Below are 13,365 nucleotides of genomic sequence, written 5' to 3'. Positions count from 1 at the left end.
AGCAATTAGTTCTAATGATATTAATACTCATCCTAATGATGCACCAGAACTACTTAAAGATTTTGCCCAAGAAATAGATTTATCTTATTCTTTACTTTATGATGAAAGTCAAAAAGCGGCTAAAGATTTTTTTGCAGCTTGTACTCCTGACTTTTTTATATTTAATGCTCATAGAAAGCTGGCTTATCGGGGACAATTAGATGATAGTCGTCCGAAAAATGATTTACCTGTGACTGGACAAGATTTGCGAAAAGCGATTAATTATGTTTTAGCAGATGAGGAAATTATTTGGCAGCAAAAGCCGAGTATTGGTTGTAATATTAAATGGAAAGCAGGGAATGAGCCAGTTTATTATAAAGTTCCGGTAGCGGTTGGGTAGTTAGGGATTTTCAGCAGTACAAGCAAGAGTGAGGATAACTTACTGGCTTTTACTGCTGTAAAATTTGGGAAAATTTATTTATACGGTGTGATCGCTTAATAAATAAACTTTTAGACCTGTATATGCACGCTAATTGAGTGGATACTATTTTTCTGATAAATATTGCTTAAACTTCACACTATAATTCACACATTTGTTCTATTATAGATTCACGAGACTAAAGGCAGTATTTCCTGCTTTCAGAACATACACAGTTTCCTGAAAACCAACGAACAAAGGATGGAGAGCAGTGGCCATAATCAATCCACTTATTGCACAACCGCCGAAAGAGGTGTCTTTTAAAAAAGCACCTCTAGTTCGTGTTATTGCACAAATACGCTTTCCGCTGATTACGTCAATTGAAAACAAAAGCTTTATAGGAGGATTTCAAGAAGCTATTAGAGATAAGTATCCAATATTACAACAAGAGCAGACCCGAAGTTTAGTTTTTGGTTCTCAAGGCGTTACCCAGTCTGAGCAAGTAACTTGGAGATTTGTAGATGCTCAAGGTAATTGGCGATTATCACTATCACCTGACTTCGTAGCACTTGAGACAACTGCTTATACAAGTCGTAGTGATTTTATAGCACGGTTAGAAACCTTGCTAACAGCACTTAATGAACACATTAAACCTAAAATTGTTCAACGATTCGGTGTGAGATATATTGATCGGCTCGTTGGACAGGCAGTAAATGATATATCTAAGCTTGTACGCTCGGAAATTACGGGTATCGTAGCATTAGACTTTGGAGAATATATTCATCAGAGTATCAATGAATCTTTGTTTAGTTTACCTGGGGGGGAAGACCAGATAATTGCGCGTTGGGGGTTAATTCCTCCTAATGGAACTTTTGATCCAGATGCAATTGAACCAGTTGATGAACCTAGCTGGATACTTGATTTAGATATGTCTCTTTCAAAACAACGAGATTTTGATGTTGAAGAACTTCTGAATGAAGCACAGCGTTTTGCTGAAAGAATTTATACTTTTTTCAGATGGGCAGTAACTGATGAATTTTTGCAGCATTTTGGAGGTGAACCATGACTTCTCTTTTAGATAGAAAACCTGAGCAGTTATCGGGTACTTCTGCCCGTGGCTCAATGCGTCCTCAGCATAATTACCGCCCCACTATTATATATAAAATTTTTTCAACTATTCCTATTACAGCAAGTACGACAGCAACATTTGATCGAAATTTATTACCTACTTTGGAGATGACAACGAGTGGGTTGACTTTTCCATCAACTAATTCTGCGGAAATAACACGGACTGCTATTAACCAACTGAGAAAGTTAAGTGGATTCACCTGGGATCAACTTGCTAGGCTTTTTCATGTTTCACGTAGAAGTATTCACTTTTGGGCAAGTGGCCAGCCATTATCTCGTTTTAATGAGGAGAAGCTTAATCGCCTTTTGGCTACTGTTCAGTATATTAATCGGGGAAGTGCCAGTCTTAATCGTAGTCTTTTATTAACTCCTGGTAGTGATAGTCAACTTCCTTTCGATCTCCTGGTAGCTAATGAATATGAAGAGGTAAAACGAATTATTGGTTATGGTAATGCTCCTGAAAGACCACAGTTAGCTCCCTTATCTGAGGATGCACGTGCGTCACGTAGACCACCCAATCCGGCTGATCTAGTTGATGCTCTACAAGAGCCTATCCATCGTGAAGTTGGACGATCCAAACCTGCTAGAGCGGTAAGGAGCCGCAAAAACGGTAGTGGACAATGAGCTTGATGTTTGGATTAAGGAAGTGGATGCTGCTCTTCACGAATGGCAGCAAGGTGATTATGTGCTTGGCGAACATTGGTTTGTACAGCGTTTTCACCCTCAGCGTCCTCTAACACAAGAATCTACAGGTGTCGCGCAAGAGGAGACTGATCTTGCTGAGTCAGAAGTCAGGGGTTTTGTAGTGGTTACGCAAACTTGCGATATTGTGCGTACTTGTCGCACTCGTCCATTTGTCGAAATAGTTCCTCTGGTGGAGGTTGATGAGAAGCAGTTATATCAAATTCAACGAAGTAGACAACCTCAATATGCTTATATTCCAGGAGTAGCAGAACTGAATCTAGTGGCTGATCTTGATCGTGTGATGACAGTAGAGAAGGCTGTTATTGCAGAATGGGAGCGCAAGTCTGGATGCCAAAATGATCAAGAGATTAGGGTATTAGGCCAAGCATTAGCGCGGAAACGAGCTAGATTTGCTTTTCCTGATGAATTCAATCAATTTGCTAAAAAGTTGCAAACACGAATGCAAGATAAGCATGATAAATCTAGCCCTGAAGGTGAAGCTCTTCGTGCTTTGCGTGAAATTAGAGTATATGCAGAACCTTCTTGGAATGACGCTACAATCAACCTGACTTTTTTGTTTATCCGTGATGAAGAACAAGTTCAGTTTCAAGATATAAGGTGGGATCAACTTTGTGAAAATTGGTTGAAATTAATTCCACCATCCGGTCGTTTTCAATCAGTAGATGGCTTGGTAGTATCTTTGGAAGACATGACAGCAAAGGAATATGTTGAGAGTGATCCGCTAGATTTGGATAACTTATCATCCTGAAATCATTCTCGACATGAACCACCTATTGACAGGGGTTATTTTTAACATCTAATAGCGGTGAAATAGTTAACTTCTGTACAGTCTGATTAATTCGATTTCCAGGAATAATTATTTCTGTAAGATTTCCTAGATAATCTATCCCTTGTCAGAAATGGCTAACGCCACGCTGCGCTATCAGGATGTCCAGGATTAAAGGATTAACAGGATGAAAAAAATACTAGATACAGGACTTACTCAAAATATCTCTCAAACCCTCTTATCTTCGCGTCCTTCGCTTCTTCGTGGTTCATTATTCCGTGACTTGTCCGTAAGACCTAAGATAATTAAATCCTGTAAATCCTCAAATCCTATAAATCCTGATTCTGACCTAACCCACAGCATATTCTGTAAACTTCCTCATAAAAGGAGACTGAAACCCCAATACAATATCCTCCTTTGGAACTCCCACCGCAACTAAATTCTCCGCAATATCATCTTCTGTACCATTCCATTGCAGCCAAATTTTTTCACATTTAATATCAATATGAATAATACAACTATGTATCCATTCTTGACCTTCCCAACCGACATGAACTATTTGATAATGGTCACGTTGTGTATCAAAAATTGTCTCAACTTCTATATCTCCATTAGCAGGTTTTTGTTCGCTATATTCTTGTAAAATCTGCTGTACAAGCTGGCGATATCTAGTTAGTTTATCCATTCTGCAATTACCTCATGCTCTACATCATAAATAATCATTTTGACTTGATTCTCTTCAATCATATCTCTGGGAAAATCAAGATTAAAAAATGTCTTATAGGTTGTTAAAGGTACTGCTAAATACAAAACACGATCTGGCTGTCGTCTTCTTAATGCACCTCGATAATTAATAAACTGTCCTAACGCTGTATGAAATTCCGAAATTGCAGACGACCTCTCCAAAAAACTTTTGATTTCAAGAGCAATTTTTTCTCCTTCTCTTTCTGCCGCAATCAATTTTTCTGCGGCTAAATCAATAGACAGATTTACCCCGCCTACACTAATTGATAGGGGATCGTGAGTAATCTGCCAACCGTCCTTCTGTAGAGCTTTTTTGACAACTTCATGAAAGACATCTTTAGCCGACATACTGATCCCTAATTATATTTCCTACATATATCTTACAATATTAACGCATTTCTTCCTTTGCGCCTTTGCGTGAGATACTTTCCCCTATAAATCCTCATGCAAAGCCCCCAACTTCCTAATCTCCGGCCAAATTGCGGCTGTTGCCACCACCACCAAAATCGTCCCAATACCCCCACCAACCACAGAAAACACCGGACCAAATAAAGCCGCAGTCAACCCAGACTCAAAACCCCCCAACTCGTTAGAAGCACTGATAAACACACTATTGATAGCCGCCACTCGACCCCGTAAATGGTCAGGAGTGCGAATTTGCACCAAAGTATGACGAATTACCACGCTAATGCTATCCAACGCCCCACTTAATGCCAACATCAACAACGACAGCCACACCCAACGAGATAACCCAAAAATAATTGTCACAATCCCAAACCCGACAACCGACCAAAGTAATGCTGGACCGGCTTTACGAATAGGTGGCAAATATACCAACAATGCTGCCATAATCAATGCACCTATTGATGGGGCGGCTTGTAAATAGCCTAATTCCACAGGCCCGACGTGCAAAATATCTTTAGCAAAAACGGGTAATAATGCCACTGCGCCACCCAGTAAAACTGCAAATAAATCTAGAGTGATAGCTGCGAGAATTAGTTGATTATTCCAAACAAATTCAGCCCCAGCAACTAGGGTTTTCAGAGATATTGGTTCTTTTTTAAAGTCGGTTTTTTGAGGTTTGATGGCTGCGGTGAGGAAAAAACATGATAGTGCAGCGATCGCAGATAATACATATACTCCCGTCGCACTCTTAAAAACAGCAATACTCAATCCTCCCAAAGCTGGACCAATTACCGACGCTAATTGAAAACTACTACTATTCCAAGTTGCTGCATTGGTAAAAGCACTCATCGGTATTAACTGCCACATCAGCGCATCACCCGCAGGCTTGAGAAATGCCCTAGCTACACCTGTTAATAATAAGCAAGCATAAATTAGAAAAACTGCACCTTGATAATAGGAAATAGCCGCTAAAGTTAGAGAACAAAACATTAATAGCAGCATTGCCAATAAAGTAATCTTTTTCCGGTCATTTTTATCAGCAACGTGTCCCGTAATCAAAGTTAGGGCAATCATTGGTAAAACCTGTGCCAGACCGATTCCACCTAAAGCCATCGCTGAATTTGTCCGCTCATATAGCTCCCAGCCCAGCGCGACGGTCTGCATTTGTCCACCCGTGAAGAGGAGTACACGCCCAATGGTAAAGAGCCGATAATCTCGAAATCTCATGGCTGCCAAAGGATTGTGTTGTGCAGCCTTGCTGTTATGGTGAGTTGGTTTCTGTTTGCTCGAAGACATTTTTTAGTAGAGTCAAGCCTGATTCAATATGTGATACTTGCTCTGGTGTCAAACCCTCCAGAATCTCCGCAATTTCCCCGCGAGTTTTTTCCTGAGATTGCTCTAAAAGCAGTTTTCCCTCTCTCGTCAAATTCAGGACTACTCGTCGTCGTTCTTGAGGATTATCTGTCCTTTGCACCAGATTTCGTTGGACTAATTTTTCTATAGTTGTTGATGCTGTAGCACAGGTGACACCTAAATGATCTGCTACCTCAGATAAAGAAGCGCCGGGATTACGATTCAGAAAAGCGAGCGATCGCAATTGTGGTATAGATAAAGAGTCAGAACTGTGCGATCGCATTTCGGCTCGGATAAACCGCATCAATAAGGGGACAGTTTCCATCACCCTAGCGGCACATTCTTCAGAGGGTTTATCCAAACTCATAAGACCGTTTTTCTCCAGATTACATTGCCACCCGTGGATAAAGTCGTCCACAGATGTAGGTTAAACCTATTAATGTTAGCAAGAGAATTGTACAATCTAACCCAAACCCATAAATACTTGAGCCATTCGCCAGCATTGCACCCCGTAAAGCATCCACTTGATATGTCAAAGGATTCAAGTGAGAAATGACCTTTAACCAACTTGGCATCAATGAAATAGGATATATGGCATTACTGGCAAAAAACAACGGCATGGTGATTAATTGCCCAATTCCCGTAAACCTTTCCCGCGATTTCACCAAACAGCCGATGATTAAGGAAAAAGTACAAAAACAAGCTGCTCCCAAAAATATGACTAGGACAACTTGTAGGAAAGCCAAAGGATTGAGATTGAGGTGTACACCCAACAAAAATGCTAAAAGGTAAATAAACACCACTTGGGAAAAACAACGAATCCCAGCCGCAAAAGCTTTACCCAAGACAATCGCTGCACGGGGTATGGGTGCAACTAAGAATTTCTGCAAAATCCCTAAATCCCGTTCCCAAATTAATGTCATTCCCCCAGCAAAAATAGCAACAAACAGCGCACTCTGAGCCAAAATACCGGGAGTCATAAAATCTAAGTAAGGTAAATTACCTGTAGGGATAGCACGAGTCCGAGTAAATACTTGCCCAAAGATCAGCAGCCATAAAGCCGGTTGTACAGCCCTGATAATTAAATCACTAGGATCATGGCGGAGTTTCCGCACTTCCAATTCAGTAATTACCAGGGTTTTGGTAAATAGTTCTTTGATATTAGCAAAAATGCCGTTGGGGCGATTATATCTGGGTTCAGCCCAACCGTTGAGTGGTACGTCTGGTTCTTGCAGTCTCACGATAACTCACTCCTGATACTAATTGATTTCCTGCGTAGTGGATGAAGACATCATCTAAAGTTGCGTCTGGTTTCCCAATAGCTGCTTTTAAATCTGCGGGTGAACCGGTGATAATTTCTTTACCCTGGTTCATAATCACGACTCGATTACAAAGATGATCCGCTTCTTCTAAAAAGTGGGTAGTTAAAAAGATAGTTGTACCGTACTCAACACGAAGTTGTTGTACAAGTTGCCATACTTGTGTTCTTGCAACTGGATCTAATCCGACTGTTGGCTCATCTAGAAATAAGATTTGGGGTTGATGTAAGATAGCTTGAGCAATTTCCAGTTTCCGAATCATTCCCCCAGAAAAAGTTCTCACTAATTGATGTGCTACATCTTCCAAACCCATGAATTCCAGCACTTCAGAGATTTGCTGTTTTCTGCGTCGAGGGGGAATATCATACAATTTAGAGAATATTAACAGATTTTCATAACCTGTTAAAGTCCCATCTGCTGATAAAGCCTGGGGTACATAACCTATTACTCTTCTAACTGCATCAGGTTGACGAGTCACATCATAACCGGCTAAGTATGCTTTCCCGCTACTGACTGGTAGCAAGGTAGTTAACATCTTAATTACTGTACTTTTTCCCGCACCATTGGGGCCAAGTAAACCAAAAACTTCTCCCGATGCAACGGAGATATTTAAAGCATCAACGGCTGTTGATTTTTCAAAGCGGCGCGTCAGTTCCAAGGTTTGCAATATTACCGATTTTGGAACTTGTGCAGGTATTTCCGCAGATTCTATTCTTCCCGTAAGTTTCGTCACGAGTCGGATTTACTTCCTTATTCAAATAATTAGAGTATCTAAATATTAGTTTGACATATTTCTGCTAAAAGTCAAGACCAAGGATTAACGATGACAACCCCAGTACCAGCAAAATCTTTTTCGTTACGAGTAACAAGTGATAGAGCGTGTTGAAGTGCGATAGCAGCAATTAAAGAATCCATAGCGGGTAGAGGTCGGCCATTCTGTTCTAGTTGCCCGATTAAATTTCCCCATAACACCATTGTGGAGACATCTATAGTTAAGATTCTGTGTTCAAAGCGATTGGGTAGAGTTTCATTTAGCCAAGTTGTGAGAGATTCTTTTCTCTTAGATGGAGTAAGTTTGCAGATGCCTCTAGCGATTTCGCCAATAGTAATTACACTGAGGTAAAGTGTTTCTGGAATTTGGGCATCTACCCAATCTAAAACTTTTTGATTTGGTTGTTTGGCAACAAGTTCAGAAATTAGACAAGTATCAAGAAGGTAGGTCATGGGTTGAAGGTATCGCGGGGTAGGCTGCGATCTCGGTTCAAGTCGAGTTCTTCTGTGAGTTCAGCCAAGGGGGATTGACGGAAAAATTCTGAGATTTTAGTAGGTTTTTCTGAGTGGGTGTTGCCTGTAGTTAGGCTTTGGGCAAGGAGTTGAATAATATACAGTTTATCGTTATGTGGAAGCTGAAGGAGTTGTTGTTCGAGTTCTGGGATAACCATGATGGGGTTTAAATGAAGGATAATTTTATTGTACTTTCTGCCTGGAGTTTAGACTAAAGCAGAGCGATCGCTATACTATTATTGTGGATAGATTTTAGCCTTTACAAATTTACCCTACTTGAGCAATTACCTGTCCAATCTCTTGAGGTGTTGCACCGGTGGCCAGCATTGCCCGGATTAAGAGTTCAATAGAAACGGAAGCATCACCATTTTCAGCTTTAGCAATTCGAGGTTGACTGGATTGAATTTTTTCTGCTAATTCTGTTTGTGTCATTAATTTCTGTCGTCGTTCTTTCAGATTATGACTAAGAACTAATTTAATCTCAATCAGAGCAGTTTCCTCTTTTGTGAGTTCTAAAAACTCGGAAACATTTCCAACTTTCCAGCCTTTTTGTTCTAGACGTTTTCTTTTAGCTTCATCCATAATACTAATCTTGTATATCTTGGTCGTACTTGCTTAGTCGTTTTTTACAGATGTCAATAACGGTGCTTGGTGTTGTTCTCGTTGTTTTATTGAAAACTTCCAGAATCAAAATTGCATCATCATCAATTCGGTAAATAATTCGCCAGTTCTTGTCCGCATCCCGAATCCGTAGTTCATAACAATGTTTTCCGATACTAGACATTGGTTTTGAATGCGGCATTCCCAAGCTTTCACCCTGCTGTAACCGTCTGAGTAGTATACCTGTTTCTATCCGTGCTTCTTGGCTGAAGGGTGGAGTTTTAATTTCACCATGCAACCAAATTAAAGGTTTATCATTTTCGTCCATGCTATGATTTATATCATATCTGATATATTTTTAATTGGCTATTGTAGCCTACTGGAGTTTAGACTAAAGCAGAGCGATCGCATATAGTTTAAGTACAAATATCTATAAATTAGTTAGTTGAAAAACAAGGAAGGTTTTTAATTTGACTGAAAAAAATAAACACGGACTTCCAAGAAATATACCGTTACCGTTCACTTGCCTAAAACAAATATACTAAATCAAGAAGCAATCAAAAAATTTGCCCAATACCGGAATGATATTCTAAACCAGTTAAAAGGAGTGATTCGTCATCATGGTTAGAAATATTCAGTTTACTGACCTAGAACAGTTGCTTTTCAAAATAGGTTTTACTAAAGTACCAACAACAGGTTCTCAACAAATCTATCAATATCCATTGTCAGGAACTTTGGTCATTTTACCAGCTTACGAACAAAAGGCTTATATTCAACCTGTGCATTTGGTAGCTGTACGTCGAATATTGGTAGAAAATGGGTTAATCAATACCAATTCTTTGGACAGTTTTTTAGCAAAGGTTGCAATGAAATCTGCGACTGTATTCTCAAGTTATTAGAAGTCAAGGCTTCATTGCGACGAGAAGCCAAAGCCAATAAAATCAAACTTCAGGAGTCAGAAATTCCTAAATTGTGGATTTTAACCCCCACCATATCTGAAACTCGTTTATCTAGCTTTGGAACTATCCAAAAAGAAGGTTGGTTATCGGGAGTACATTTTTTAGCAGATGCCATGCGTTCAGCAATTGTGGCAATACACCAACTACCACAAACACCGGAGACTTTATGGTTGAGGCTTTTGGGTAGGGGAAGCGTACAATCACAAGCAATTATCGAGTTGCAGGCGTTACCATTAGATCATCCATACCAAAAAGCCACCCTGGAATTAGTTTACAACTTGCGCGAAAATTTGAGAGTAAATCAAGAACTAGAAACAGATGATAGGGAGTTAATTATGCGACTAGAACCACTTTATCAAAGAAATAGAGAACAAGCTAAAGAAGAAGGAAAGCAAGAAGGAAAGCAAGAAGGAAAGCAAGAAGGAGAAAAAAACTTAATACTGCGTCTACTACATCGTCGGATTGGGGAAATTGATGCGTTATTAATCGAGCGAATTACAGGATTATCAATTGAACAGTTAGAAAGCTTAGGAGAGGCATTATTAGACTTTTCTAGTGTTGCTGATTTAGAAGCTTGGTTAACCCACAACACTCAATCTAATTCATGTTGATTGTTCGGGAATTAATTATGCAATTAGAACCACTGTTCAAACAACTGTTGTGGATAGATTTTAGCCCTGACAAATTTACCCTACTTGAGCAATTACCTATCCAATCTCTTGAGGTGTTGCACCTGTAGGCTTAAATTTTCCTATTCACATTCTATCTAAAAATATCGCTAGAGTAAATTTAAACCAATATGGACTGGACAACACCACTCAAGGCACAACAGACTGATTTTATTCCAAGACTTAAATCTGCTAAATTACTCCATTGTGACGAAAAAGACCAGCATAGTGAATTAACTGTCACTTCTGGCAAAAGGTTAGACCCCACATTCCGCACTTCATTGTGTAGTATAAGTACGAGTGTAATAAGTAGCAGAGATAAGCTAAATATAAATACATAGGTTATTAAGTCATAAATATAGACAGTAATATAAAGATTGCCAACAAATTGAAATGAATAAGGTATGGACAATAAATTCAGAAGCAAAAATGAGAGAATAAGTCTGAATTAACTAAAAATATCCAAAAATATGAATTATACTCAACACGCCTTAATAATTTGATTCTGTGGGTAGGGGTAAAGCAAAAGCTTAATGGTGTCAACTTAACGCAAAATCTTCATCCCGCAAGGAACTCAAGTTCCTTGCTAATAGCGAAAGTCATCTAAAAGATGACTAAATACTAGGAAAATTCATTAGTCCGTTTTAACGGACTTGAGCTATGAGACAGGGAATTTATTCCCTGGCGGGTGTGGAAGCCAAACAAATAAGCCATCTGTAACCTAAGTTGACACCAATGAAGCTCTTGCTTTACCCCTACAAATCTAGGTTTTTCGTGATTTTGTAAAAGTCCATGTCTCAACCGTGTTTAGTATACCAAAAAGAAGAGTTGGAAAGTAAAAACTTAGATCACTTAGGAATAATAGCAGGAATAATAGATGAGATAGGAATAGTATAAAAAATTAATGAAATATTCTTAGTAGATAGTAGAGAGAAAGTAAATACAGGCGAAGTAGTCAAAGCAATCATTCTCAATGGACTGGGTTTTGTATCAAGACCATTATATTTATTCCCTGATTTTTTTCAAGATAAACCCATAGAACATTTAATAAAGGAAGGAATAAAAGCACTAATGTTGCAGGTGGAAGTTGCTTGGCACAAGCGTAAATCTGAGCTAAAAGCAATGACGGCAAGGAACTCACACTTTTACCTCTGGAAAAAAAGCCAAATCCGCACTTAGTACAGTGGGAACTAAAACTGCACGGTCTAGATATTTATTTCCCCGTTCACAGGAGGTTTCTGGACTGAATAAACACCCATGACAAGCTGCCCAATGTAGAGAAGTTGTTCCCTTCAAAGGGGTATGTTCTGCACACAAGGGGTCAGAAGTACACAACTGCATCTGTTCTAAAGCTTGGTCAATATGATAACCCAGCTTTTTTGGTTCTCCCAAACTTACTAAGCCTCCCAAAGTTCCCTCGCTGTCAGGTGCTGCGGTGTAAATCAGTACACCTGCCATTGGACTACCTTCTTCTTGAGGACGTTTGGAGTAAATTCGTTCTTTTAAACTGGCAGCATTATAGCCACACTCTATTGCCATTTGTCGCATGAGGGCATGGGCGAAAGAGTGTAGTAAAATATAGCGAACTCCAGGGAATGTTATTTTCACTGGGTCGAGAGAACGAATTTTACACCACTGTTTATGAGCTTCAAAAGCTCGATTTTGATAATCTTGTAATAGTTGACTTTGTTCCCATTGACTCAATTTTTGTTCGTTAAACTGAATAAAAATACCTTCCCCTTTTACCTCACTTGCGGGAACCCATTGAGGATTTTTACGGCTCAAGTCTACTAAATGTTCCGTGAGTATTTCCCCTTCATCTATAAAGTCACCCGGTGATTGAATCCGTGTAAAACTAATTAGGGCGCGAACTTCCCGCAATCTTTCTGCTAATACAACTTGGGAAAAATAATCTTCATAGCCAGCAGGAGGTTTGACTGGTTTTAACTGAAAATCTGGTGTATTAAAATTGGTGTCTGCTTGGGAAAAAATTTCCCATTCTGGAGTTTTTAAGTCCCTGGCATTTTTATCATCTGAATTACTTTCTTGTTGATTTTGTTTTTCTTCAATTATTGTCCAGATTTCTTCTAGGGGATGTTTTGATAATTCGGTTAATAAGTCAGGAAATTGACCGATCGCTTGTAATAAATCTAGATTACTTTTTAAAATATCTTGGCTGGTAGCTTTATTTAAAACGTGCCAATATTGCTCGATTATTTGGAATAATTGATGGGAACTTTCAGGAATTGACAAAGCGGAAAGGGTAATGGGAAACCAACTATTAGATGCACCTAATAAAATGGTTTTCATTTGTTTGTCGCAGGTATCATCAAAGTCACGTAAATGGGGATGACGGGCGCGACAACGAGGCATATTTTCTTTTCCGCTTTCACCAAAAGCATCTGATAAAGGGCGTTGTTGACCACAACTGCATATTACAAAAATATCGCTGGGAGAACCAGATACACCATATTCTTCAAATCTCAAAGCGCCATTACAGTTAATATTTTCTCCTCGATGGACAAAGTAACTCCAGGGAAAATCATCTAAATGTCCTCTTTCACAAGAAACAAGAAACCGTGAGGGTATGGCTGTTGGTTCTTTTTTGCTTTTAGGACAATTTTTATGAACATATTTAGTTTGATCTGGTCGGTAAGGATTGTCTTTGAATTGAAAAAGTTCTGATTTTAGGGAAGCAAGTAAATGACATTTAGGGCAAACCATCCAACTAGGAAAAGGTGCGACTGGGATTCCTATTCTGTTGACTTCATCAAAGGGACCAGATGATGTGACATTTTCTGGAGGCGTGGGAGGTGAAAGCAGTCGTTTTACTTGTGAACCTAATTCTTTACGAACAGCAGCTAAAAGTCTTGGTTCATTTAATTCGAGTGCATTTTGAGTGTTCCAGTCTTCTAAACCCATGACCATAACTGAGAGGTTGGGTAGGTCAAGTACAGCACCGACACCGAAGGAAAATAATATTTGACTGGGGCGTAATTCGCCAACTTTGTATTTATACATTTTGGGGATTGGGGAT

16 protein-coding genes and 3 pseudogenes are annotated in these 13,365 nt (G+C 39.3%); 8 read left to right on the top strand and 11 right to left on the bottom strand.

The window, feature by feature from the left end; all coding sequences use genetic code 11:
* The 4 genes and pseudogenes from IQ228_RS01120 to IQ228_RS01105 all read left to right on the top strand — a co-directional run.
* Nucleotides 1–379: pseudogene (locus IQ228_RS01120) on the top strand (thioredoxin family protein); the annotation flags it as partial.
* A gap of 289 nt (nt 380–668) precedes the next feature.
* On the top strand, nt 669–1,463 hold the full coding sequence (locus IQ228_RS01115) for a TIGR04255 family protein (protein WP_193961977.1): 795 nt from the start codon (nt 669–671) through the stop codon (nt 1,461–1,463).
* On the top strand, nt 1,460–2,149 hold the full coding sequence (locus tag IQ228_RS01110; RefSeq protein WP_027401250.1) for a hypothetical protein: 690 nt from the start codon (nt 1,460–1,462) through the stop codon (nt 2,147–2,149). Before IQ228_RS01115 ends, IQ228_RS01110 begins: the two co-directional genes overlap by 4 nt.
* The gene (locus IQ228_RS01105; RefSeq protein WP_193961976.1) at nt 2,139–2,978 is read left to right on the top strand and encodes a hypothetical protein; all 840 of its coding nucleotides are present in this window, start codon (nt 2,139–2,141) and stop codon (nt 2,976–2,978) included. Before IQ228_RS01110 ends, IQ228_RS01105 begins: the two co-directional genes overlap by 11 nt.
* Nucleotides 2,979–3,345: 367 nt before the next feature.
* Here IQ228_RS01105 and IQ228_RS01100 read toward each other — a convergent pair whose 3' ends face one another.
* The 10 genes from IQ228_RS01100 to IQ228_RS01055 all read right to left on the bottom strand — a co-directional run bounded on the left by IQ228_RS01100 (nt 3,346) and on the right by IQ228_RS01055 (nt 9,029).
* Nucleotides 3,346–3,681, bottom strand: a complete 336-nt coding sequence (locus tag IQ228_RS01100) for a XisI protein (protein WP_027401248.1) — start codon at nt 3,679–3,681, stop codon at nt 3,346–3,348.
* Nucleotides 3,669–4,088: a XisH family protein gene (locus IQ228_RS01095; RefSeq protein WP_027401247.1), complete on the bottom strand. Its 420-nt coding sequence runs from the start codon at nt 4,086–4,088 to the stop codon at nt 3,669–3,671. Before IQ228_RS01095 ends, IQ228_RS01100 begins: the two co-directional genes overlap by 13 nt.
* An 84-nt stretch (nt 4,089–4,172) precedes the next feature.
* Nucleotides 4,173–5,441 (bottom strand): MFS transporter, encoded by a 1,269-nt coding sequence (locus tag IQ228_RS01090; RefSeq protein WP_193961975.1) that lies wholly within the window; start codon nt 5,439–5,441, stop codon nt 4,173–4,175.
* Nucleotides 5,407–5,865, bottom strand: a complete 459-nt coding sequence (locus tag IQ228_RS01085) for a MarR family winged helix-turn-helix transcriptional regulator (RefSeq protein WP_027401245.1) — start codon at nt 5,863–5,865, stop codon at nt 5,407–5,409. Before IQ228_RS01085 ends, IQ228_RS01090 begins: the two co-directional genes overlap by 35 nt.
* 19 nt (nt 5,866–5,884) lie before the next feature.
* Nucleotides 5,885–6,739 carry an ABC transporter permease gene (locus tag IQ228_RS01080; RefSeq protein WP_193961974.1) on the bottom strand — a complete coding sequence of 285 codons (855 nt, stop codon included), beginning with the start codon at nt 6,737–6,739 and terminating at the stop codon, nt 5,885–5,887.
* The gene (locus IQ228_RS01075) at nt 6,696–7,550 is read right to left on the bottom strand and encodes an ATP-binding cassette domain-containing protein (protein ID WP_193961973.1); all 855 of its coding nucleotides are present in this window, start codon (nt 7,548–7,550) and stop codon (nt 6,696–6,698) included. The genes IQ228_RS01080 and IQ228_RS01075 overlap by 44 nt, the downstream gene beginning before the upstream one ends.
* A gap of 71 nt (nt 7,551–7,621) precedes the next feature.
* Nucleotides 7,622–8,041, bottom strand: coding sequence for a type II toxin-antitoxin system VapC family toxin (locus IQ228_RS01070; RefSeq protein WP_027401242.1), 420 nt, complete (start codon nt 8,039–8,041; stop codon nt 7,622–7,624).
* Entirely contained in the window at nt 8,038–8,259 is a 222-nt protein-coding gene (locus IQ228_RS01065; RefSeq protein ID WP_193961972.1) for a hypothetical protein, read from the bottom strand. The genes IQ228_RS01070 and IQ228_RS01065 overlap by 4 nt, the downstream gene beginning before the upstream one ends.
* 109 nt (nt 8,260–8,368) lie before the next feature.
* Nucleotides 8,369–8,683 carry a helix-turn-helix transcriptional regulator gene (locus tag IQ228_RS01060; protein ID WP_027401240.1) on the bottom strand — a complete coding sequence of 105 codons (315 nt, stop codon included), beginning with the start codon at nt 8,681–8,683 and terminating at the stop codon, nt 8,369–8,371.
* 4 nt (nt 8,684–8,687) lie between these two features.
* Nucleotides 8,688–9,029 carry a type II toxin-antitoxin system RelE/ParE family toxin gene (locus tag IQ228_RS01055; RefSeq protein WP_193961971.1) on the bottom strand — a complete coding sequence of 114 codons (342 nt, stop codon included), beginning with the start codon at nt 9,027–9,029 and terminating at the stop codon, nt 8,688–8,690.
* Between the two features lie 292 nt (nt 9,030–9,321).
* Here IQ228_RS01055 and IQ228_RS01050 point away from each other — a divergent pair, with 292 nt between their 5' ends.
* The 4 genes and pseudogenes from IQ228_RS01050 to IQ228_RS01040 form a co-directional block, all read left to right on the top strand.
* Nucleotides 9,322–9,600 carry a type II toxin-antitoxin system HicA family toxin gene (locus IQ228_RS01050; RefSeq protein WP_027401238.1) on the top strand — a complete coding sequence of 93 codons (279 nt, stop codon included), beginning with the start codon at nt 9,322–9,324 and terminating at the stop codon, nt 9,598–9,600.
* Nucleotides 9,567–10,271 (top strand): annotated as a pseudogene (locus IQ228_RS01045) (DUF4351 domain-containing protein); the annotation flags it as partial. The gene IQ228_RS01050 and the pseudogene IQ228_RS01045, both read left to right, overlap by 34 nt.
* Complete coding sequence (locus IQ228_RS27015) at nt 10,265–10,399, top strand: hypothetical protein (protein ID WP_255549931.1); 135 nt, start codon at nt 10,265–10,267, stop codon at nt 10,397–10,399. The pseudogene IQ228_RS01045 and the gene IQ228_RS27015, both read left to right, overlap by 7 nt.
* 721 nt (nt 10,400–11,120) lie before the next feature.
* Nucleotides 11,121–11,393, top strand: a pseudogene (locus IQ228_RS01040) (DUF4277 domain-containing protein); the annotation flags it as partial.
* Between the two features lie 72 nt (nt 11,394–11,465).
* Here the strand turns inward: IQ228_RS01040 and drmB are convergent.
* Nucleotides 11,466–13,349, bottom strand: coding sequence for a DUF1998 domain-containing protein (gene drmB / locus IQ228_RS01035; protein WP_027401237.1), 1,884 nt, complete (start codon nt 13,347–13,349; stop codon nt 11,466–11,468).
* Nucleotides 13,350–13,365: the final 16 nt, after the last annotated feature.

Origin of the sequence: Dolichospermum sp. LEGE 00246 (genome assembly GCF_015207865.1) — a bacterium.
Lineage (GTDB): Bacteria > Cyanobacteriota > Cyanobacteriia > Cyanobacteriales > Nostocaceae > Dolichospermum > Dolichospermum heterosporum.
Note: the sequence above shows the minus strand (reverse complement) of the source record. Positions and strands in the feature narration are given on the sequence as shown.